The sequence below is a fragment of the Thermoleophilum album genome, from assembly GCF_028867705.1.
In the GTDB taxonomy this organism is placed as follows: Bacteria; Actinomycetota; Thermoleophilia; order Solirubrobacterales; family Thermoleophilaceae; genus Thermoleophilum.
Genome location: NZ_CP066171.1, coordinates 1,770,582 through 1,790,884, shown reverse-complemented (window position 1 = coordinate 1,790,884; position 20,303 = coordinate 1,770,582). Strand labels below are relative to the sequence as shown.

The following is a 20,303-nucleotide window of genomic DNA, read 5'->3' as shown; positions in this document are numbered from 1 at the left end:
ATACGCGTTGTGCACGTTCTGCACGAGCTCACGTCGGGGCTCGGTGGTGCCGAGGTGTTCACGGTTGATCTCGTTCACGAGTTACGCCGACGCGAAGTCGATGCGCGCCTGGCAGTCACGCGCTCGGCACCGACCGCAGTTGCCGAGGAGCTGGCGGACAGAGATATTCCGTTCTTCGCGGTGGGACGCAAAGGGCGACGGGAGGTGCATAAGTTCCGTCGCTTCATCTCTTACCTGCGCCGAGAGCGCGTCACGCTCGTCCACGGGCACATGTTCGGGTCCAACCTGTGGGCGACGCTGTGCGCGAAAGCGGCCGGGGTGCCGGCAACGGTCGTGCACGAGCACGCGTGGGCTTTCCAGCGCTGGCGCCCACGCTCGATCGTCGACAGAGCACTCATCGCTCCGTTGGCCGACCGCTTCGTAGCTGTCAGCGACTGGGTTGCGAGTGGTCTCGTCGAGGTCGAGCGCATACCCCGCGAGCGGGTGGTCGTCATTCCCGCCGGCCGGCGTCTTGCCGACCCCCTGCCCCGGTCGCAAGCGCGGGCGGAACTCGGGCTCGCCGCGAGCGATCTCGTGATCGGCACGGTAGCGGTGATGCGCCGCGAAAAGGCGCTCGACAAGCTCGTCCAGGCTGTCGCGATGCTTCGCGCGAGCACCAACGTGAAGCTCGTGCTGGTTGGTGATGGGCCCGAGCGGGAGCGAATCGTCCAGGCTGCACACGCAGCGGGTGTCGCCGATCGCACCTGGTTCGCTGGCGCCCGTCCCGACGCGGCGCGTCTCGTATCGGCTTTCGATGTGGCTGCTCTTAGCTCAGACTTCGAGGGCAGCCCGCTTTTCGTGATCGAAGCGATGGCGGCTGGGGTGCCTGTGGTAGCGCCGGCGGTTGGTGGTATCCCGGAGCTGGCCAGTGATGCGGCCGTGCTAGCGCCCGACAATTCGCCACGAGCCCTGTGCGCGGCTCTCGAGCGCGTCGTGGGCGACCGACGCTTGCGAGAAACGCTGGGGCAGCGCGGCAAACAACGCGTGCATCGCTACGAGATCGGACGCGTCGCCGAAGAGATTCACGCGCTCTACGAAGAGATCCTCGCTCGCCGCTTTCGTAGGTGAGCGCACGGCGCGTCAGGAACGCTGCGACGACGTGTGCCGCGGCGAGTCGCAGCGCGTGCCGCTCGTTGGTTCGGTCGCTCGCTGTCAGCTTCCGTGCGCGACGGGGCGAGGGTGTGTTGCGCGCCACGCAAACCACTCGCGCAGCGCCAGCTCGACCGACGCAGCCACGGGGATCGCGATCAGTGCTCCGAACACGCCTAGTAGTTGCGCCCCGAAGAGAACGGCGACGATGATGACGAAGGGATGCACCTGCACGGTGCGGCGCTGAACCAGCGGTTGCACGAGGTGGTTCTCGAGCTGCTGGTAGATCACCGCCCAGATCGCCCACACGATCGTCGTCGTAGGGAAATCGACGAACACCGTTACGAGCCCGATCAGAACGGCAGCGAGGGTGGCGCCGACGAGCGGAATCAGCGAGAACAAGCCCTGTATCAGCCCGAGCGGGGCAGCGAACGGAACGCCGAGAATCGTCAAGACGATGTACGCGAGCGTTCCCGACAGCGCTGCGATCACGAGCGCGCCGGCCGCGTAGCCGCCCACGGCGCGCGCAGTACCGTCGACCCAGCGAGCGAGGATCGCGCGCTGATCCGGTGGTCGCGTCGCGATCGCGAGATCGACCCAGCGACGCCCGTTGGCCACTAGGAAGACGCTCAGCACGAGCACAGTGACGATCGCGAACAGCGAGTTCACGACCGTGAAGCCGACGTCGCGCAGCGCCCGCGCCGCGTCCGGCACGCGCTCCGGCAAGCGCTGTGCCTCCGCACGGACCCGCTCGGTCACGCGGTAGTCGCGGTCGAGACGAGCGAGCGTCCGGTTGCGCTCGACGAAGCGCTGGAAGTCGCGCGCGTAGCGCGGCGCGTTGGCGGCGAGCTCCTGTCCCTCGCGAACGAGGGGCGGTACGACGACCGCAGCGAGCGCGACGGGAGTCGCGAGAACCAGCAAGTACACGCAGACGATCGCAAGCCAGCGGCGACGTACGATCGCTTCCAGGCGCCGGACCGGGCCCCCGAGCACCATCGCCAAGAAGGCAGCGGCGACGACCCAGGTCAGTGGCTGGCGCACAAGCCAGAGCAGGTAAAGCCCGGCGACCACGAGCGCCGCCACAAGCACCGTGCGCACAGCGGTCGCGACCGGCACCTCGATCGTCACGGTGCGCGGCGGCTCGCTGCCGCCGCGATCATCGCCGGCGGGGAGCTCGCTACCGCCGCGATCGGGGCCGCGGCTGGGCGGCTCGCTGCCCGCCTGAGCCCGGCGCTCGGCACCGGGCTCCTCGGGAGGTGTCGCTGCCGCTGTCACGTGAGCAGGCGCGGGTCGATCCCGCCGACGCCGAGCAACCCCGGGCCGGTGTGTACTGAGAGCACCGGACCGATCTCGCTCACGAAGTACGGATCGCACCCGAAGATCGCTCGGCAGCGCTCGACCAGCGTCTCGGCGGTGCCGGAATCGGCAACGTGCTGGACTGCCCAGGCTGTGCAACCCGCATCAGCCAGCTCGCGCGCATACTCGACCATCCGCTCGACAAGCCGCCGGTGAGTGCGTACGCGCTCGACCGGGACCATCTCGCCGTCGACCGTCAGGATCGGTTTCAGCTTCAGCGCGGTCCCGAGCCATGCGCGCGCCGCCCCGATCCGACCACCGCGACGCAGGTACTCGAGCGTGTCGATGCCGAACCACATACGCAGCGAGGCGCGCGCCGCCTCGACGCGCTGCTCGACGGCCGCCGCCGTGCCGCTCGTACGCGCCGCGGCCGCAGCGGCGAGAACAAGGAAACCGAGGCCCCCAGCCGCGGTGCGCGAGTCGATCACGTGGACGCGCTCGCCGCCTTTGCCTTCGCGCTCGAGTTGTGCGGCCGCCTGGCGAGCGGACTCGGCGGTACCCGACAGACCTCCCGAGATGTGGATCGACACCACCGTTCGCCCGTCCGCCAATAAGGGCTCGTATGCGGCGACGAAATCGCCTACCGACGGCTGCGAGGTCGTCGGTAGCCGTTCACTTCGGCGCAACCGCTCGAGAAACGCCGCCTGGTCGTCTATCTCCGTCTCGGGAATCTGCCGCTCGCCTTCGACGATGTAAAGCGGAACGACGACGATCCCCTCGCGGGCAAGCAGCTCGGGCGGCAGGTACGAGGTACTGTCGGTGACGATCGCGACCGGCGAGCGTTGTTCCGGCTCGGGCATCTGTTCGCCGGGAGACTAGTGCAGCGCCTCCGGTCGCCATAGCCCGGGACGGCCGCGACCGCTGCACCTAAACTCGGCAGCAAACGCGGTGCACAGCCGCGTGGTAGCGAGCCAAGCTGCTCTCGCCTCTTGCGGAGGAGCCGCGCAGGAGCGTCGACGACATGGCGTTGAGCACGAGCGAATTGGAAGCGGCGCGGAGGCGTCTCGAGACCCGCCTCGCCGAGCTCGAGGCCACACTTGCCAGAGTCGGGCGGGTCGAGCCGGACAGCGAGTTCGCCCACGTCGACAACCATCCGAGCGACGTAGCGAGCGACCTTCACGACCGCGAGCTCGACGAAACGACTCTCATGCTGTTGCGCGACGAGCGCGACCGGATCGGCGCGGCGCTGCGAGCGATCGCCCACGGCACCTACGGTTTCTGCATCGACTGCGGGCGCGAGATCCCGCGCGAGCGCCTGCTCGCCGCCCCCGACGCGTTGCGCTGCTTGCCCTGCCAGCGACGTCGCGAGGGCTATCTGCGGCAGCACATCGCCAGAAGCGAGTGACGGACGCCACGGGCGGCGCGCACCTTCCCGGCTGCTGCGCCGAGCGCCGCGGGCGCGCGTCGCTCGTCTAATCGTCGCGAAGGTTGTTCTCGAGCGGGATCGGGCGCGCTGCGGGGCCGCTCGGGGTGTCCGCGGCGGGCGGACTCGGTTCGGTCCGCTGGCCGCGTGCGCTGTCGTCGCCTTCGTTGGCGCTTGCGTCGACGCCCAAAAGCTCCTGCAGCTCGCCGCTCTCGAACATCTCCGTGACGATGTCGCAGCCGCCGATCAGCTCGCCGTCGACGAACAGTTGCGGGATTGTCGGCCATCCCGACAGCGCCGACAGCTCCTCGCGGATGCGCGGGTCGGGCAGGATGTCCATCGCCGCGTAACGCACACCGAGACCGCTCAGGATCGCCGCGACACGCGCGGAAAAGCCGCAACGTGGTTGGTCGGGCGTGCCTTTCATGAACAGCATTACGCGGTTCTCGCGGATCGCGCGCTCGATGAACTCGCGGATCTCCTGACGCGTGAGCTCGTCGTTGTTGAGAGATGGTTCGGTCATTTCGCCTCCTCCGGCGCGAGGGTCTTCAGCGACAGAGCGTGTATCGGGCCGCCGATCTCGTCACCGAAGATCGCGTACACAAGTTTGTGGCGCTCGAGCCGCGAGAGGCCGCGAAAACGGTCGGAGACGATCTCGCAGCGGAAGTGGTCGCCCCCGCCAGTGAGGTCCTCGACGGTCACCCGCGCGCCCGGTAGCGCCGCCTCGATCCGGCCCCTGATCTCGTCGACCGAAGGCACGCCGGCGACGATAGCGCTACGCCAGGTGGGGTTGCCGCTTCGAGCGCCTACAATCGCACCACGATGGTGACGCTGACCGAGTTCGCCGCTCAGAAGGTTCGCGAGTTCATGGCCGCGCAGGGCGCAAGCGAGGGGGAAGTCGGGTTGCGCGTCGGCGTGCGCGGCGGCGGCTGTTCGGGCTTCCAGTACGCGCTCGCGCTCGACGAGCAACGCGACGGCGACCACGTCTTCGAGTCGCAGGGCATCCGGGTGTTCGTCGACCCGGCGAGTCTGCGCTACGTCGACGGTTCGACCGTCGATTACACGGAAAGCTTCATGGGCGCGGGCTTCCAGGTCGAGAACCCCAACGTCGTAGCGTCCTGCGGCTGCGGTTCCTCGTTCCGTATCGCCGACGAGGAGCCGTCGTGCGGCGCGGCGGTCTGACCTAGACATCTACGCACGGCGGTGAGCCGCCGAGCGCCCGCGCGATGCCGCCGCGCACGCGCTAAGCACTAGCCGGTCGCTCGCTGCCGCCCACGCGCCCTGTCGGGTAGGGTGCGCCGCGTGCGGCTCGTCAACTACAGAGATCGACAGGGTTGCGTTCGCGCTGGTGTTTTGCGCGAGGGGGTCGTCTACCGCGCCGACGTAGCGACCGAGACCGCCGGCGACGATGCGCGGCCCGCGACGGTCGACGACCTGGTGGCGAGCGGCCAGCTCGGCGCGGTGCACGCCGGCGAGACCGTCGGTCGCCTCGACGAGGTTTCGCTCGAGCCGCCGATCCTCGCTCCCCAGAAGATCGTCTGCATCGGCCTCAACTACCGCTCTCACGCCGAGGAGCAAGGGGCCGAGCCACCGTCGCAGCCCACGTTTTTCGCCAAGTTCCGCAACGCGCTCGCGGCGCCGGGAGCCACCGTGCCGCTGCCGCGGCTCAGTGCCAAAGTGGACTACGAGGCAGAGGTCGCTTTCGTGGTCGGGCAGCGCTGCAGGGACGTACCCGAGGAGCGGGCGCTTGACCACATCGCTGGCTACACGCTGTTCAACGATCTGTCGGCCCGCGACCTGCAGTTCGCTACCCCGCAGTGGATGCCGGGCAAGGTTTTCGACGGCTCGGCGCCGATGGGACCGGCCCTGGTCACGCCCGACGAGGCCGGCAGCCACGACGCGATCGACATCGAACTTTTGTTGAACGGCGAGCGGATGCAGGCGGCGACGACGGCCGATCTGGTGCACTCGATACCGGCGCTCGTCGCTCATCTCTCGGCGCTGATGACGCTTGAGCCCGGCGACGTCGTCGCTACCGGAACGCCCGCCGGCGTCGGCAGCTTGCGCAAGCCGCGCGTGTGGTTGCGCCCCGGCGACGAGCTCATCGTGCGGTCCCGCGTGCTCGGCGAGCTCGTGACGCACATCGGCGCTGCGGACTGAGCGTAGGCGCGCCTGCGAACGCAACTTCCGCTGCAAATCGCGGCTGCGCTCTCAACTCGATGGGCGAGCTGCCGATCTGGAGCGCATGGATATCCGTGCCGGACTGCTCGAGTACGGCGGTCGTCGCGTCGACGGGAGGCGCATCGCCGCCGGGTTGGTCGACGCCGTGGTTTGCGCCGGGATCTTCGTGATCGTGCAGGGGGTGACCGGCGGTGGTGTGCAGGGCGGCGCGATGGCCGTGCTTTGGTCGCTCTACTACTTCGTAGCGCTGGAGGCTTTGAACGGGCAGACGCTCGGCAAGCGGCTTTTCCGCCTGCGCGTGTTCCGCACCGACGGCAGCCTGCCCGGGTTCCGCGAGGTGTTGCTGCGCAACGTCTTGCGGCTGGTCGACGCGCTGCCCGTCTATCTGGTCGGGCTGGTGAGCATGTGGCGTACCGGCGAGCGGCGACAGCGCCTCGGCGACATCGCAGCTGGAACGTTGGTACTAGACCAGAACGCTGAGCCGGAGCGCGCCGCCGCCTCCCCTGCCGGCGTCACGTGGGTGGCGGAAGAGCCGGCCAGCGAAGCTAGCGAAGAGGCTGCGCTTTGGGAAGACGCAAGCGGCGCTCAGGGCGAGACCGTCGAAACGGTCGAGAGCGTCGACGCCCCCGCGGCGCTCGCGTCCGAGCAGGCGGCGCCCGTGGAAGAGGGGCCTGCGCTCGCGGCCGAGAAAGTCACGCCAGCGCCCGAGGAACCGCCGGCCGCGGCCGAGGAGGCGGACACCTCTTCCGACGAGGCAGTCGCTGTGGCTGAGGGCGCGCCGGCTGTGGCCGGGGAGGAGCACTCTGTGGCCGAGCAGCAGGCGCCGGCGGTCGCCGAGCAGGCGCCCGCTTCGGCAGAGGAGCATCTGCCCGGGGCCGAGCAGGCGTCCGCGGTCGAGCCCGACCGCCCCGCCGCGACAGGGGGCGCGAGCGAAGCCGATCGGGCGGAGGACTCGATGGCCCCGGCGCGCGACGCGAGCGCTGAGGGCTCGACGCCAGCGGACGACAACGTGGCCGGCGACGTGGCTACGCCCGACAGCGCCGGCGGAGAGGTGCGGGTGCGACAGACGCAGGTCGTCTCGTCGCCGATCGAGCTGCTGATGGGCGACTGGGAGAACGGAGGGTCCGCCGGCGACCGTGATCCCGCCGCGGGCACCGGACGCTGACCGCAGCGCTCGTCGTGCACGCGGATAGGCTGCTGGAGGTGCCAGCGGCCGAGCGCGAAGCTAGGGCAGCGGTGGCGGTGGTCGGCTCCGGGCCGGCCGGCATGTACGTCACGGGGTTCCTCTTGCGGCAGCGGCCGGGCGCCGTGGCCGTCGACGTCTACGAGCGTCTGCCGACCCCGTGGGGGCTCGTTCGCTTCGGTGTGGCCCCCGACCACCAGAACATCAAGGCGGTAGCGCGCGCCTTCGAGCGCGTCGCGCGGCTCGCCGGGTTTCGCTTCCTCGGCAACGTCGAAGTCGGCCGCGACGTCACGCTCTCCGAGCTCCTCGACGTGTACGACGCGGTGGTGGTGGCGACCGGCGCGCCGGTCGACCGCGAGCTTGGTATACCCGGCGAGGACCTTCCCGGTTCGCTGGGTGCGGGCGCCTTCGTCAGCTGGTACAACGGCCATCCCGACTACCGCGACCTGCCCGTCGACCTCTCGTGCGAGCGGGCGGTCGTGGTCGGAAACGGCAACGTCGCCGCCGACGTCGCGCGCATCCTGCTCTCGCCCCCCGATCTTTTGGCGCGCACCGACATCGCCGACCACGCTCTGGAGACGCTGCGGACCAGCCGTGTGCGCGAGGTGGTGATCGTCGGGCGCCGGGGGCCGGCCGAGGCATCTTTCACGAACCCCGAGCTGCGCGAGCTCGGCGCGATACCGGGCTGTGCGGTCGTGGTCGATCCGCGCGAGCTCGAGCTCGAGCCGGCCTCGCGCAGCACGCTCGCCCGCGCCGACGATCCCACACGGCGTCGCAATCTCGAGACGTTCAGCGAGTTCGCGCGCCGCCAGGGCGGGCACGCCGAGCGACGGCTGCGTTTTCTCTTCCGCCGCTCCCCGCTGCGCATCGTCGGCGACCGTCGTGTCGCGGCCGTCGAGGTGGTGCGCAACACGCTTGTCGAAGATGGCGGTCGTGTGGTTGCGGTAGCCACCGACCTGACGGAATCGATCGCGTGCGGGCTCGTGGTGCGGGCGGTCGGCTTCCGCAGCGAGCCCTTGCCCGAGCTTCCCTTCGATGCCGAGCGCGGGATCGTTCCCAACGATCGGGGGCGGGTGCTCGATCCGGCCAGTCGCGCCCCTCTGCCAAAACTCTACGTTGCAGGGTGGGCTAAACGGGGGCCGACAGGGGTGATCGGCACGAACAAGCAGGACGCCGCCGAGACGGCCGCGGCCGTGCTCGAAGATCTCGACAGGCAGGCGACGGTCGAGTCGCAAGCGTCCGCAGACTCGGTGCGATCCACCGATCGCCACCGCGACCCTCTCGACGAGCTCGGCTTGCGCGACCGGGTGGTGCTCGTCGACTACTCGGGATGGCTGCGGATTGACGCTGCCGAACGCGAACGCGGGCGCGCCCAAGGACGCCCGCGGGTCAAGTTCTCAGATCGACGCGATCTCCTCCGGCAAGCCCTCGCCGGCGTAGAGCACCATCCGGTTGCACAAGGACACGAGAGCCGCTAACGAAGGCGGGGCCACGCGACCGCTTTCGAGCACCTCGTCGAGCGGCGCAAGCGCTTCACGACTCTCCCCATCGGCGACAGTGTGCGCGATTCGTCGGGCACTGGCGAGCGCGGCCTTGATCGCTCCTATTTCCGTCGTCCAGAACGCCTCGAAGCGGCGGCGCCGGTCGTCCTGAAGGCGCGGCGCTGCCGCGAGCTCGCGCCCGCACAAAAGCACGGCGAACTCTCCCGACGCGGCGACGATCGCCCAGTCGCGACGTGCCTCGGAAGCGGAGGGAAGCGGCAGCTCGCACACCGCCCCCGCGCGTGCCCGGCGGAAGTCGGCGAAGGCGAAACAAGCGTCGGCCGCGCTCGCGAGGTCGGCCCAGCGCCGCGCGGACTGGCGGAAAAAGCGCTCGCGCTGAAAGAAGCCGACGACCACGCCGCCCCGCAGGCGCAAGGCGATTTCGTCCTCGATCGCGCGGCTGATCGCGACCAACGTGCGCTTGGTGACGACAAGACGCGACACGCCCACCGCCACGCTCGCGGCGTGCACGAAGGGGCTTCCCGGAGCAGCGACCTCGTCGCGAGCGAGAGCGATTGCGGCCTCGAGCGACAGTCCCTGGGCACGCAGTGTCGTGACGCGGCGCACCGCCTCGACTGCGTCGCGGTCGAAGAGACGCCGGCCCGAGGGGCTGCGGCGCGGTCTCGGAAAGCCGTAACGGCGCTCCCACGTGCGCAGGGTCGCTTGCGGCACGCCGGAAGCGGCGGCCAGTTCGGCGATTCCAATCAGGTTGTGCTCGTCCGGCATCGCAGCAGGAAGCGTGGCATGCGGCGCGCTCACGTGGGAGAAGAAAGCTAGTCATCATGAATAGCTATATTTGTTCAGCATGAAACACAGAGCGTGGAGTGCGGTGCAGGGGGCGGAGCAGACGGGCCTGGCGAACACGCACGTGTTCGAGCGCGTCTATCGCGAGTGCGCGCCGCTAGCGCGCGCCGCTGCGACGCGGGTGCTGGGCGATCCCGAGGCCGCCGAGGACGTCGTGCAGGACGTCTTCCTCGGGCTCTGGCAGCGGCCCGAACGGTTCGATCCGCGGCGGGCGTCGGCCGCTACCTACATCACCATGGTGGCGCGCTGTCGAGCGCTCGATGCCGCCCGTTCGCGTACTGCCGCGACCGGTGCGGTGGAGCGTCTCACCGCGCGCGAGCGCGGCACGCTGGCGGCAGCGGCGGGGCCGGACGAGATCGCGCTGGCACGCGACGACGCGCGCCAAGCGGTACGTGCCCTGCGTGCCGTTCCCGTGGAACAGCGGCGAGCGGTCGCCCTGCGCCTGCTGCTCGGGCTGAGCACCGACGAGGTAGCGGAGCTCGAGCGCTCACCGACGGGAACCGTCAAAAGCAGAGTCCGGCTCGGCTTGGCGAAGGCACGTGCCGAGCTCGAGAAAACCAGCGCGCGTCCGGCCCGCGCCACGGCTTTCGGCTCGCCACCCGCACGGCAGGCGGCGTGACCGGCGGCAGCCACATCGCGAGCAGCAACGGGGCGGGTTCGCGTCGGTCCAGCGGTCGCCCGCCGTCGCTCGACGGCGCGGCCCAGCGCGGTGGCGAAGCTGCGGCGAGCGAACGGCTTTTTACTCTCAGCGAGGTAGCGCGGTTGGTCGGCGTCGCTCCCGCCACTCTGCGCACCTGGGAGCGCCGCTACGGCTTCCCGCGACCGCGGCGGACGCCTGGCGGGCGCCGCGCGTACGACGGGCAGGCAGTGGAACAGCTACGCCGGGTGCAAGCGCTACGGCGTGAAGGGGTGTCGCTGCCGGCCGCTATCACACGCGCCGCGGGGATCGCCGCTGGCCCGCCGACCAACGAGCTCGCGGTAATGCCGCCGGCTGGTGCGATCTCGGCCGCTGGCGGCGGCTCGCTGTTCGCCGCCCTGCGGCGGCGGCTGCCACGACTGCAGTCGCACGTCCAGACGAAAGCCGCGCTCACAGCGCTGAGCCACGGCGTCGAGGACGAGGCGGCGGCAAACGACGAGCTTTGGGCGATCGTCGGCTGTTTCCAACGCGCGCGCTTTCTGCGCTCGTCGCTCGCGCGCTGGGAGGCGCTCGCCGAGGGTGCGCAGGTGTGCCTTGCCTTGCACTGCGGACCGGGCGGAGTCCGTTCCCCCATGAGCGCACTCGCCGAGGTAGTTTTGGAGCCCCGCCACCCGTTAGCACGCGAGTGGTCGCTGGTCGCGTACGGTCCCGCGCTGACTTTCGCGCTCGTCGCGCGGGAGCGTCTCGAGCCCGCTTCGGCGGACAGCGATCGCACGTTTGAGGCGCTCGTGACGCTCGACAGCGAAGACGTCCGTACCGCGATCGTGTGCGCCGCCGAACTCCTGGCCGTGGCGGGCAGCGGCAGGCAGCCACGCAAGGGGGCTACCCCGGCCGCCTCACCCGCGAGCGGGCTCGTCGAGCTCGCCGAGCGCTTGCGAAGCGTGTGTGCGCGGCGCGACGCCACCTCGCCGGCGCCGACGGTAGCAGCCTCCCTCCTACAACGCACCCTCGCCCGTGTCGGGGGCGGACGCCGATGAGCGGCAAGTCGGTCGCGAGCAGCCATCTCGCGCGACGCGTCCTCGCGACCCGCGTTCACCGCTTCGAGCAAGAACAGGTCCTGACGCAACCGCTCACCGCCGTTTTTCCGTTCTTCGCCGACCCGCGCAACCTCGAGGCGATCACGCCGCCGTGGCTGCGCTTCCGCATCGAGCGCGCTCCCGCTGCGGTCGTCGAGGGCGCCGAGATCGCCTACACGCTCCGCATTCGCGGCGCTCCGGTGCGTTGGCTAACCGCGATCGTCGCGTGGGAGCCGCCCTACCGCTTCGTCGACGTGCAGGTCACCGGGCCCTACCGGCTCTGGCACCACACGCACACCTTTGAAGAACATGCGCGTGGAACCTTGGTGCGCGACCGCGTGTTCTACGCGCTGCCGTTCGGGCCGCTCGGCCAGCTCGCCCACCGCCTTTTCGTGCGCCGCGATATCGAGCGGATCTTCGCCTATCGCAGGGTCGAGCTGGCGCGCCGCTTCGGCGAAGCGTGACCGGCGAGCGGGATCACGTCCGGCAGGGGCCGAGAGCCGGGCGAGCGTTCAGCGAGCGACGTCGGCGGTCATCGCTATGCGTTCGCCGTCGAGTGCGTCTAACGCCCGCGTCAGCGAACAACGGATGCAGGTGAAGATGGGCGTTTCCGAGCGCGTGTAGCTGCTCGACTCGGTGGTTCGCAAGGTCTCCACAAGGTCCAGGAACTCGAGTGGGTCGTCGCAGTCGAAGGCGACGACGAACTCCTGGTCGTCGAGCCCGAACGAGTAGGTGGTGTTGGTGTCGATACCGCTGAAGCGACGACCGACCTCGATGTGCTCGCGCATGATCCGCATCCGCTCCTCGGCCGGCAGGCGATACCACTCGCGCTTCTTCCACATCGGGTAGACGACGAGGTACCGGCCGTCCTGTCCCTCGCGCGGCGCGAGCGGTTGCGGGCGATCGGCGTAGGGCGAGGGTTTCGTCGCCGAGAGGTACGAGTACGCGATGCGCGCGTAGGCCATGAGCCCGGTCTGGTTGAGGAGCACGTGCAGCTCGTGGATCGGGTCGAGCGTCGGCGCCGCAGTGCGCAGCATGAGGTCGCAGTCGCCGCGTGTGCCGACAAGCGAATAGCTGCGCAGAAAGTGCTGTTCGGCGAACGCCTCGCAAGCGGCACGAACTTCTTCTTTGTGGCGAGCACGCTCGTCGCGCGGCAGCCGCCGCCAGGCGGGGTCGACGGCCAGGAACGTGTACTTGACGAAGTGCCTGCGAGCCATCGCTCGCCCTGCAGTTTGCCACTACCCGGAGCATGGCGCGCTGGGGGCGAGCCCCCGGCCGGCGGGGGCAGCGTTACGATTGGCCGGTGCGCGTTGCCGTTATCTCGCCCTACTCGCTTAATTACGCGGGCGGGGTAGGACAGCACGCCGAAGCGCTCGTGCGTGCGCTGCGGGCGCGAGGTCACGATGCGCTGCTGATGGTGCCGGTCGATCCCGACGACCGGTGGGCGCGCCTGCTTCACCGTGGGGCGCGGCCACTTGCGCGCGAGCTTCCGGAGTGGGTGGTGCCGCTCGGACGCACGGTCGCCCTGCCCGCCAACGGCGCCCTCTCCAACCTCTGCCTGACCGCCAACGGCGTCGCCCGCCTCAGCTGGTGGCTGCGCCACGGAGAGTTCGACGTCGTCCATGTGCACGAGCCGAACGCACCCGCGGTCAGCTGGTTCGCCGTCGAACACGCACGCGCGCCGCTGGTCGCGACCTTCCACGCCTACTCGACGAGCCGTTCCGCGAACTGGTTCGCGGCCAACGTCGCCGGTTGCCGCCGCCTCTACCGCAAGATCACTCGGCGCATCGCCGTGTCCGAAGCTGCTGCATGGACCGCGCGGCGCTTCTACGGCGGCCGCTACGAGCTCATCCCAAACGGAGTCGATCTCGCCGCCGGGCGCGCCGCGCGCGCCAGCGTGACGGCCGAATGCGCCGCAGACGGCAGCAGCGGTGGCCGCGGCCATCTCGAGGTGCTGTTTCTGGGGCGGGCCGACGAGCGCAAGGGTTTGCCAGTGCTGCTGCGCGCGTTCGAGGCCTTGCGTCGCGCCGGCGTCGCGGCGCGTCTCGTGGTCGCCGGCCCCGACCGGGAAGAGGTCGAGGCGCTTTCGATCGACGACGACGGCATCGTCGCGCTGGGGCGCGTCGACGAGCGGACCAAGTGGCGCCTCCTCGCCAGCGCCGACCTGCTCGTAGCACCGGCGCTGGGTGGCGAAAGCTTCGGCATGGTGCTGACCGAAGCGTTCGCTGCTGGCACTCCGGTGGTCGCCAGCGACATTCCCGGCTACCGCGACGTCGTTACCGGCGGAGCGAGGGCCGGGGACGCGGGCGCGCCCCCGGGCATCCTCGTCCCCCCGGGCGACGCCCTCGCTCTCGCTGCGACGTTGCGCGAGCTCGCCCACGATCGCCAGCGGTTGGCGGCCCTCGCAAGTTCTGCCGAGCGCGCCGCCGAGCGCTACGACTGGCAGCGGGTAGCGCAAGAGGTCGAGAGCGTCTACGAGCAGGCAATCGCCGCCCCGCGGACGAGCGGGCTGCGCGCACGCGTCGGCCTTGCCGCGGCCGAGACGCCGCCGCCTCCGCGACCGTGTGCGGTTCCCGAGCCCGCGCCGGCGACGCCGCTCGACGGACAACGCACCAGGCGGGCGCTTCGCCGCGCCGCTACGGCGCTCGGCGCCGCCGTCGGCGTCGCTCTCGCCTGGCTCGCTGTCGAGCGGCTAGGGCTCGACAGCATCGCCGCCGCCCTCATCAAAGCCGCGCCGCTGTGGGTAGCAGCGGCTTTCGCGTTGATGGCCGCATCGCTGCTGCTGCGTGCCGAGGCGTGGCACTCGATCTTGCGCAGCGCGCTGGCGACCGTGCGCGTCCGGCGTCGCGACGCCGCTCGCGCGACGATGATCGGCGTCCTGATGTCGGCGACGTTGCCCGCGCGCCTCGGCGAGCCCTCGCGAGCGCTCGTCGTCGCGCGCCGGCTCGGCCGCGTGCGCGACCACCTGCCGATCGTGCTTGGAACGCTGATCTCGCAAACCGTGCTGAACCTGGCGGCGCTCGCGGCCCTCGCGGTTGTCACGCTCTCTTCGCTCGACGGTTTGCGCACCCGCCCGGCAGCACTGGTCGGCGTCGTCGCCGTTCCGTTGGCGCTCGTGGTTTTGATCGCGGCTTTTCCTTGGCTCGTGCCGCGCGACGTGGCGGCTAACGGGGGTCGCATCGCCGCGCTTGCTGCGCTCGCGCGCGAGCTCGTCGGGAGAGTTCGAAGCGGGCTGCGCGTCTTTCGCCGTCCCCGCCTCGCGCTTTGGGCATCGATCTGCCAGACCGGAGCGTGGGCCCTGCAGCTCGCCGCCTGCTACGTCCTTTTGAGCTCGCTCGGCATCCACGTCGAGGAACCGTTGGCGGCGGCTGCCGCCGTTCTCTTCGCCGTGAACGTCACCGCGGTGTTGCCGGCGACGCCGTCGAACATCGGCGTCTTCCAAGCGGCGTGTGTGGCGGTTCTGTCTGCGTACGGCGTCGGGCGTGCCGACGCGCTCGCGTACGGAATCATCCTTCAGGCGGTCGAGATCGGCACCGCGTTCGCGCTCGGTCTGCCGGCGCTGGTCCGCGAAGGAATGACGTGGCGCGAGCTGCGCGTTCGGGCGCTCCATGCCGCGCCGATCGAGCTGCCGCCCGCGCCGATCGCGGTCCGCGAGCGGCCAGCGCGCGCCGAGAGTTGAGCCTGGGCCGGGCGCTCCGCTGACGGCCGCGATGCCCGACAGGCACCGCGTCCCGTTTAGCATCAACGGTTCATGGCTCGCGAGAACGTGATCGATCTGGCTCGCCGCCGCGTCGTCGTTTTCGACGGCGGGATGGGTGCCACGCTCGAGCAGTTCGACCTCACGCCCGAGGACTACGGCGGTTTGCAGGGGAAGTGCCACGAGGCGCTCGTTCTCAACCGCCCCGACGTCATCCAGGGCGTGCACGAGTCGATGCTCGATGCCGGCGCGGAGGTGGTCGAGACCTGCACCTTCCAGGCGAGCCGGATCAAGCTCGACGAGTGGGGCCTAGGCGAGCACACCGTCGAGATCAACCGCCGCGCCGCCGAGATCGCGCGTGCCGCGTGCGGCGAAACGCGCTGGGTGGCAGGGTCGATCGGGCCCACAGGTCAGCTTCCCGCCTCCGACGACCCCGAGCTTGGTCGGATCCGCTTCGGCGAGCTCGTCGAGGTGTTCCGCGAACAGGCGCGCGGGCTCCTCGAGGGCGGCGTCGACCTCGTGATCATCGAGACCGCACAGGACATCCTCGAGGTCAAGGCCGCTGTTTTCGGCGTGCGTGAAGCGTTCCGCGACGTCGGGCGCAGCGTGCCGATCCAGTGCTCGGTGTCGCTGCTTCCCCAAGGGGGCAAGATGCTGCTCGGCACCGACATCGCGGCGGTGCTCGCGATCCTTGAGGGGCTGCGCGTCGACGCGATCGGGCTCAACTGCTCGACCGGTCCCGAGGACATGCGCGACGCGATCCGCTACCTCGGCGAGCACGCGACCGTACCTGTGCACTGCATCCCCAACGCCGGCATCCCGCGCCAGGGACCGAACGGCGAGACGATCTTTCCCGAGACACCCGAGCACATCGCGAAGGTGCTGACCGAGTTCGTCGAACGCCACGGCGTCGCGATCGTCGGTGGCTGCTGCGGCACGACGCCGGCGCACATCCGGGCGATCGCTGAGTCGGTTGGCGGCCGCGAGGTGGCGCCGCGCCCGGCACCGGGCCCGCCGCAGCTTGCGTCGATGATGACCGCGACACCGCTGGTGCAGGAGCCGCGCCCGACGCTGGTGGGCGAGCGCGTCAACGCCCAGGGGTCGCGCAAGGCGAAAGAGCTGCTCCTCGCCGACGACTACGACGGGATCGTGCAGATCGCCGAGGACCAGGTGCAAGGGGGCGCCCACGTTCTCGACGTCTGCGTGGCGCTGACCGAGCGCCAGGACGAAGCCGAACAGATGCGCGAGGTCGTAAAGCGCATCTCGCTCACACAGCCAGCGCCGATCCAGATCGATTCGACCGAGCCCGACGTTATCCGCGCCGCGCTCGAGCAGATCCCCGGGCGACCGATCGTCAACTCGATCAACCTCGAGGGCGGGCGCGAAAAGCTCGACCGTGTGGTGCCGCTCGCCAAGGCCCACGGCGCGGCGCTGATCGCCCTGACGATCGACGAAGAGGGGATGGCGAAGACGCGCGAGCGCAAGCTCGCGGTGGCTAAGCGCATCCACGACCTCGTCTGCGGCGAACACGGCTTCGATCCCGAGCTTTTGATCTTCGACTGTCTCACCTTCACGCTCACCACCGGCGACGAGGAGTGGCGAGGCTCGGCGATCGAGACGATTGAAGGGATCCGCGCGATCAAGCGCGAGCTACCGCGCTGCAAAACCTCGCTCGGCATCTCGAACGTCTCCTTCGGCGTCTCGCCGCAGGCGCGCGCGGTGCTCAACTCAGTCTTCCTGCACCACTGCGTGGAGGCCGGGTTGGACCTCGCGATGGTCAACCCCAACCACATCACGCCGTACGCCGAGATCTCGGCGCAGGAGCGCGAGCTCGCCGACGATCTTGTCTTCAACCGGCGCCCCGACGCGCTCGAGCGCTTTATCGCCCACTTCGAAGCGAAGGGCGCCGACGCCGAGGCCGACGCGTCGACCGACCCCACCGCCGGCATGGAGCCCGAGGAGGCGCTCCACTGGCACATTCTCAGACGTCGCAAGGAGGGCGTCGAAGAGTGGATCGACCGCTGCGTCGAGAAGATCGGCGCCGTGCCGACGCTCAACGACGTTCTGCTACCGGCGATGAAAGAGGTCGGCGACAAGTTCGGGGCCGGCGAGCTGATTCTGCCCTTCGTTCTGCAGTCGGCCGAGGTGATGAAGCGCTGCGTGGCGCGTCTCGAGCGCTATCTCGATCGCATCGAGGGGCACACCAAGGGCACGGTCGTTCTCGCCACCGTCTTCGGCGACGTGCACGACATCGGCAAATCGCTCGTCAAGACGATCCTCGAGAACAACGGCTACAAGGTCGTCGACCTCGGCAAACAGGTTCCGGTCGACACGATCATCAACGGTGCGCTCGAGCACAAGGCGGACGCGATCGGGCTGTCGGCGCTGCTGGTTTCGACCTCCAAACAGATGCCGATCTGTGTGCGCGAACTGCACGAGCGCGGACTCGACTTTCCGGTGCTCGTCGGCGGGGCGGCGATCAACCGCGACTTCGGCCGCCGCATCCTGTTCCCGCGCGACGACTCCGACGAGGTGTACGAGCCCGGCGTCTTCTACTGCCGTGACGCGTTCGAGGGCCTGGCGGTGATGGACCAGCTCGTCGAGCCCGAGCGGCGTCGCGAGCTCGTCGAGCGCATCCGCCGCGAGGCCTTCGAACTGCGCCGGGCCGGCGACAAGCGCCGCGAGCGCGGTCCGACCGACGACGCGTCGGTGCGCTCGGCGGTGCGCACTGACGTACCTGTGCCGCAGCCACCGTTCTGGGGTGTGCGCGAGATCGACGTCGACTTCGACGAGGTCTTCCCGCACCTTGACGTGCACGTTCTCTTCAAGCTCCATTGGGGCGGGCGCGGCGTGAAGGGTGAGGAGTGGGAGCGGCTCGTGCGCGAGGAGTTCCGCCCACGGCTCGAGCGGATGTGGCGCGAGCAGGACTACCTCGAACCGCGCGCGCTACTCGGCTACTTCCCCTGCGCGTCGCAAGGCAACGAGCTGATCGTCTTCGACCCCGAAGATCCCGAGCGCGAGCTCGAGCGGTTGGTGTTCCCGCGCCAGCCCGACCACGACCGGCTCTGTCTTGCCGACTTTTTCCGGCCGGTCGAAGCGGGCGAGCGCGACGTCGTCGCGCTGCAAGCGGTGACTGTCGGGCCGAAGGCCACCGAGCGCGTGCAGGAGCTCGAACGGCGCGGCGAGTTCGCCGAGCAGTTGTACGTCCACGGGCTCGCGGTGCAAGCCGCCGAGGGTCTCGCCGAGTGGCTGCACTTCAAGGTGCGCGAGCAGCTCGGGATCCCGCCCCACCAGGGCCGCCGCTATTCGTGGGGTTACCCGGCGTGCCCCGACCAGGCCGAGCACGTCAAAGTCGAGCGGCTGCTCGGCTTCTCGCGCATCGGCATAACGCTCTCCGGTGGTTACGCTCTCGAGCCCGAACAGTCGACGGTCGCGCTGGTAGCGCACCATCCGCAAGCGATCTACTTCGGCATGAAGTCGGGCCGGATACCCACCGGCGAGGCGCCCGACGAGGTGATCGCGCTGTCGGAAAAGTCAGCGGGCCCGGCGCCGTCACGGGCCGCGACAGGCTCCGTAGCGCAGCCCAGCAAGGACTGAGGCTGTAAACCGCCTGTCTTTGACAGCGCGCGGGCGCGTTGTACGCTCGGCGCGTGGCGAGCCCAGAGCGCGAGGAGGAGGTTCTCAAGCGTCTACTAGAGCGCGTTCCCGAGGCGCCCGAGGCAGTCGCGACGGCGGCCGCTGCACCCGCTCTCGCCCAAGTCGAGATGCAGCGCTTGGCGAGCAACGACCTCGAGCGTTTGCTCGATCCCGCGCCACTCGCTGCCGAGTGCGGCTGGGGGTGGCTCGCCGACGGTTGTGGCTACGTCGCGTCGCGTGTCGAGATGCCCGGCGTGCGACCGGAGATGATCGAGTGGTGGTTCACCTGGTTTCCGCACCACCCGCTCCGCTACCGCATCTGGCATCCGCGGGCGCACTTCGCGACCGAGCTCGTGCGCGAGCCGACACCTGCGGCTAGCCGGAGTGACCTTCGCACACTTCCTTTCTGGGGAGCGGTGCACGACTCGACCGAGGACGTCGGCTTCGGGCGCAGGCGTTTGCGCATCCGGTTCGTCGAGCCGTGGAAGCTCGGTTTTCCTCGCGACACACTCGAGCGGCCCAACGTCGGCCTTGTATCTTGCGCCGTCGTTGGCGAGCCAAGGCTCGGTGTCGAACACACGTGTCTTGCACACGTCTTCTTGCGCTCGCCAGGTGACGGGCTGGTCCTGCGCAGCCGTTTTTGGATCGGTGCCGCTCTGCGTCCTTACGGGCCTCGCCTGCTCGGGCAGCTCGCAACGCCGCTGCTCCGACGCAAGCTCGTGCGCCGCGTTGCGATTCCGCGGGTGGCGCCCCGCTCGCTGCTGCTGCACTGCGGCGAAGAGTTCGCCAACCTGGCGGCGATCCTGCCCGACCTTTACACGCGCTTCGGACGCCCGAGCTGAGCCAGCGAAGGTTTTCGCCCCGGCACGTGCCGAGCGCCGTATGGCGCGGTCAGCGGGCGACGATCGTGCGTCCGTCGTCGGCGACGCGTACTTGCGGTGCGCGGTCGCTGACACGGACGACGAACTCGCCGGCGGGACGGCGACCGGTGCGCCGGTCTACGGCAACGGCGCGCCCGTACAGGCTCGGCGCGAGCGACCAGCGCAGGCGGAAGCGCCCTGCTCGCACCGCGGTCACGCTCCACACCAAACGCCGTGTCGCGCCGGGAGCGAGGGGGCCGCTCACCCATGTGTCGTTGAGAGCGGTGCGGTTCGCTCCCGGGGCTATCTCCTGCACTTCCGGTTCGCCACCGATCGATCGCCGGCGAGCGTTAACGATGAACACCGGGCGTCGCGGGTCGGCCACGTCGCTGCGCGCCACGCGCGTATCGAAGCCCTGGACGGTGGCGGCGAGCTCGGGAATTGTCCGATTCCCGGCGTTACGTACGACGATCTCGAGTCGGGACGTTTGAGCGAGACGCTGCGCAGTCGGGAACGACGCCGACAGCACCTCGACCGCAAAGCGCCCGCTGGGTGCACCGGCGTCCTGGCGCTCGGGCGGACCACAGCCGACGGCCGACGCGACGGTGAGCGCGACCGTGACCGATGTCGCCACGGCCGTGCGCCGGGTCGGCGCTGACCTTCGCTCACCACCCCTCCACGCCAAGGCGCGGCCAACATACCACGGGCCCGAGCGGTGCCGCGACGGTTCTCCGTTGCCCTCGAGACCGTCGATCACTTAGGCTTCGTGGCGTGTAGGGCAGCGCCGAACCGGCGGCGCGGGGAGGAGTTCGAGCGTGGTCCAAGCGACAACCGAACGGGT

Annotated in this window: 19 protein-coding genes; 12 read left to right on the top strand and 7 right to left on the bottom strand. The window is 69.9% G+C overall.

Going from position 1 to position 20,303, the window contains the following annotated elements:
• The first annotated feature begins 9 nt into the window (after window positions 1–9).
• Window positions 10–1,107 (top strand): glycosyltransferase, encoded by a 1,098-nt coding sequence (locus JDY09_RS08305; protein ID WP_274716469.1) that lies wholly within the window; start codon window positions 10–12, stop codon window positions 1,105–1,107.
• An 84-nt stretch (window positions 1,108–1,191) separates the two neighbouring features.
• Here the strand turns inward: JDY09_RS08305 and JDY09_RS08300 are convergent, their stop codons facing one another.
• A complete protein-coding gene (locus JDY09_RS08300; protein WP_274716468.1) occupies window positions 1,192–2,403 on the bottom strand; it encodes an AI-2E family transporter in 1,212 nt (403 codons plus the stop codon).
• Window positions 2,400–3,284, bottom strand: coding sequence for a DegV family protein (locus JDY09_RS08295; protein ID WP_274716467.1), 885 nt, complete (start codon window positions 3,282–3,284; stop codon window positions 2,400–2,402). Before JDY09_RS08295 ends, JDY09_RS08300 begins: the two co-directional genes overlap by 4 nt.
• 161 nt (window positions 3,285–3,445) lie before the next feature.
• Here JDY09_RS08295 and JDY09_RS08290 point away from each other — a divergent pair, with 161 nt between their 5' ends.
• Window positions 3,446–3,829 carry a TraR/DksA family transcriptional regulator gene (locus JDY09_RS08290; RefSeq protein ID WP_274716466.1) on the top strand — a complete coding sequence of 128 codons (384 nt, stop codon included), beginning with the start codon at window positions 3,446–3,448 and terminating at the stop codon, window positions 3,827–3,829.
• A gap of 67 nt (window positions 3,830–3,896) precedes the next feature.
• Here the strand turns inward: JDY09_RS08290 and grxD are convergent, their stop codons facing one another.
• Both grxD and JDY09_RS08280 read right to left on the bottom strand, forming a co-directional pair.
• A complete protein-coding gene (grxD, locus tag JDY09_RS08285; protein WP_274716465.1) occupies window positions 3,897–4,370 on the bottom strand; it encodes a Grx4 family monothiol glutaredoxin in 474 nt (157 codons plus the stop codon).
• Window positions 4,367–4,606, bottom strand: a complete 240-nt coding sequence (locus tag JDY09_RS08280) for a BolA family protein (protein WP_274716464.1) — start codon at window positions 4,604–4,606, stop codon at window positions 4,367–4,369. The genes grxD and JDY09_RS08280 overlap by 4 nt, the downstream gene beginning before the upstream one ends.
• 63 nt (window positions 4,607–4,669) lie before the next feature.
• Here JDY09_RS08280 and JDY09_RS08275 point away from each other — a divergent pair, with 63 nt between their 5' ends.
• From JDY09_RS08275 to JDY09_RS08260, 4 genes are all read left to right on the top strand, one after another.
• The gene (locus JDY09_RS08275; protein WP_274716463.1) at window positions 4,670–5,029 is read left to right on the top strand and encodes a HesB/IscA family protein; all 360 of its coding nucleotides are present in this window, start codon (window positions 4,670–4,672) and stop codon (window positions 5,027–5,029) included.
• A 120-nt stretch (window positions 5,030–5,149) separates the two neighbouring features.
• A complete protein-coding gene (locus tag JDY09_RS08270) occupies window positions 5,150–6,007 on the top strand; it encodes a fumarylacetoacetate hydrolase family protein (protein WP_274716462.1) in 858 nt (285 codons plus the stop codon).
• An 85-nt stretch (window positions 6,008–6,092) separates the two neighbouring features.
• Window positions 6,093–7,193 (top strand): RDD family protein, encoded by a 1,101-nt coding sequence (locus JDY09_RS08265; protein ID WP_274716461.1) that lies wholly within the window; start codon window positions 6,093–6,095, stop codon window positions 7,191–7,193.
• A 38-nt stretch (window positions 7,194–7,231) separates the two neighbouring features.
• Entirely contained in the window at window positions 7,232–8,689 is a 1,458-nt protein-coding gene (locus JDY09_RS08260) for an FAD-dependent oxidoreductase (RefSeq protein ID WP_274716460.1), read from the top strand.
• Here JDY09_RS08260 and JDY09_RS08255 read toward each other — a convergent pair.
• The gene (locus JDY09_RS08255) at window positions 8,609–9,478 is read right to left on the bottom strand and encodes a MerR family transcriptional regulator (RefSeq protein WP_274716459.1); all 870 of its coding nucleotides are present in this window, start codon (window positions 9,476–9,478) and stop codon (window positions 8,609–8,611) included. The genes JDY09_RS08260 and JDY09_RS08255 overlap by 81 nt on opposite strands.
• Window positions 9,479–9,557: 79 nt before the next feature.
• Here JDY09_RS08255 and JDY09_RS08250 point away from each other — a divergent pair, with 79 nt between their 5' ends.
• The 3 genes from JDY09_RS08250 to JDY09_RS08240 are packed head-to-tail and all read left to right on the top strand — an operon-like array spanning window position 9,558 to window position 11,733.
• Window positions 9,558–10,175 (top strand): RNA polymerase sigma factor, encoded by a 618-nt coding sequence (locus JDY09_RS08250; RefSeq protein ID WP_274716458.1) that lies wholly within the window; start codon window positions 9,558–9,560, stop codon window positions 10,173–10,175.
• A complete protein-coding gene (locus JDY09_RS08245; protein WP_274716457.1) occupies window positions 10,172–11,230 on the top strand; it encodes a MerR family transcriptional regulator in 1,059 nt (352 codons plus the stop codon). The genes JDY09_RS08250 and JDY09_RS08245 overlap by 4 nt, the downstream gene beginning before the upstream one ends.
• Window positions 11,227–11,733 (top strand): SRPBCC family protein, encoded by a 507-nt coding sequence (locus JDY09_RS08240; RefSeq protein WP_274716456.1) that lies wholly within the window; start codon window positions 11,227–11,229, stop codon window positions 11,731–11,733. Before JDY09_RS08245 ends, JDY09_RS08240 begins: the two co-directional genes overlap by 4 nt.
• 48 nt (window positions 11,734–11,781) lie before the next feature.
• On the opposite strand, the gene JDY09_RS08235 is transcribed toward JDY09_RS08240, so the two are convergent.
• Window positions 11,782–12,486 (bottom strand): chlorite dismutase family protein, encoded by a 705-nt coding sequence (locus JDY09_RS08235; protein WP_274716455.1) that lies wholly within the window; start codon window positions 12,484–12,486, stop codon window positions 11,782–11,784.
• An 86-nt stretch (window positions 12,487–12,572) separates the two neighbouring features.
• Between JDY09_RS08235 and JDY09_RS08230 the strand changes: the two genes are divergently transcribed.
• From JDY09_RS08230 to JDY09_RS08220, 3 genes are all read left to right on the top strand, one after another.
• A complete protein-coding gene (locus JDY09_RS08230; protein ID WP_274716454.1) occupies window positions 12,573–14,948 on the top strand; it encodes a flippase-like domain-containing protein in 2,376 nt (791 codons plus the stop codon).
• 72 nt (window positions 14,949–15,020) lie between these two features.
• A complete protein-coding gene (gene metH, locus JDY09_RS08225; protein WP_274716453.1) occupies window positions 15,021–18,563 on the top strand; it encodes a methionine synthase in 3,543 nt (1,180 codons plus the stop codon).
• Window positions 18,564–18,616: 53 nt separating this feature from the next.
• Window positions 18,617–19,444 carry a DAPG hydrolase family protein gene (locus JDY09_RS08220; protein WP_274716452.1) on the top strand — a complete coding sequence of 276 codons (828 nt, stop codon included), beginning with the start codon at window positions 18,617–18,619 and terminating at the stop codon, window positions 19,442–19,444.
• Between the two features lie 49 nt (window positions 19,445–19,493).
• Here the strand turns inward: JDY09_RS08220 and JDY09_RS08215 are convergent, their stop codons facing one another.
• The gene (locus tag JDY09_RS08215) at window positions 19,494–20,096 is read right to left on the bottom strand and encodes a hypothetical protein (protein WP_274716451.1); all 603 of its coding nucleotides are present in this window, start codon (window positions 20,094–20,096) and stop codon (window positions 19,494–19,496) included.
• Between the last annotated feature and the right edge of the window lie 207 nt (window positions 20,097–20,303).

Coding starts and splice junctions, on each gene's coding strand:
- metH (WP_274716453.1), top strand. CDS start 15,021: ATGGCTCGCGAGAACGTGATCGATCTGGCTCGCCGCCGCGTCGTCGTT.
- JDY09_RS08240 (WP_274716456.1), top strand. CDS start 11,227: ATGAGCGGCAAGTCGGTCGCGAGCAGCCATCTCGCGCGACGCGTCCTC.
- JDY09_RS08255 (WP_274716459.1), bottom strand. CDS start 9,478: ATGCCGGACGAGCACAACCTGATTGGAATCGCCGAACTGGCCGCCGCT.
- JDY09_RS08265 (WP_274716461.1), top strand. CDS start 6,093: ATGGATATCCGTGCCGGACTGCTCGAGTACGGCGGTCGTCGCGTCGAC.
- JDY09_RS08290 (WP_274716466.1), top strand. CDS start 3,446: ATGGCGTTGAGCACGAGCGAATTGGAAGCGGCGCGGAGGCGTCTCGAG.
- JDY09_RS08250 (WP_274716458.1), top strand. CDS start 9,558: ATGAAACACAGAGCGTGGAGTGCGGTGCAGGGGGCGGAGCAGACGGGC.
- JDY09_RS08295 (WP_274716467.1), bottom strand. CDS start 3,284: ATGCCCGAGCCGGAACAACGCTCGCCGGTCGCGATCGTCACCGACAGT.
- JDY09_RS08275 (WP_274716463.1), top strand. CDS start 4,670: ATGGTGACGCTGACCGAGTTCGCCGCTCAGAAGGTTCGCGAGTTCATG.
- grxD (WP_274716465.1), bottom strand. CDS start 4,370: ATGACCGAACCATCTCTCAACAACGACGAGCTCACGCGTCAGGAGATC.
- JDY09_RS08235 (WP_274716455.1), bottom strand. CDS start 12,486: ATGGCTCGCAGGCACTTCGTCAAGTACACGTTCCTGGCCGTCGACCCC.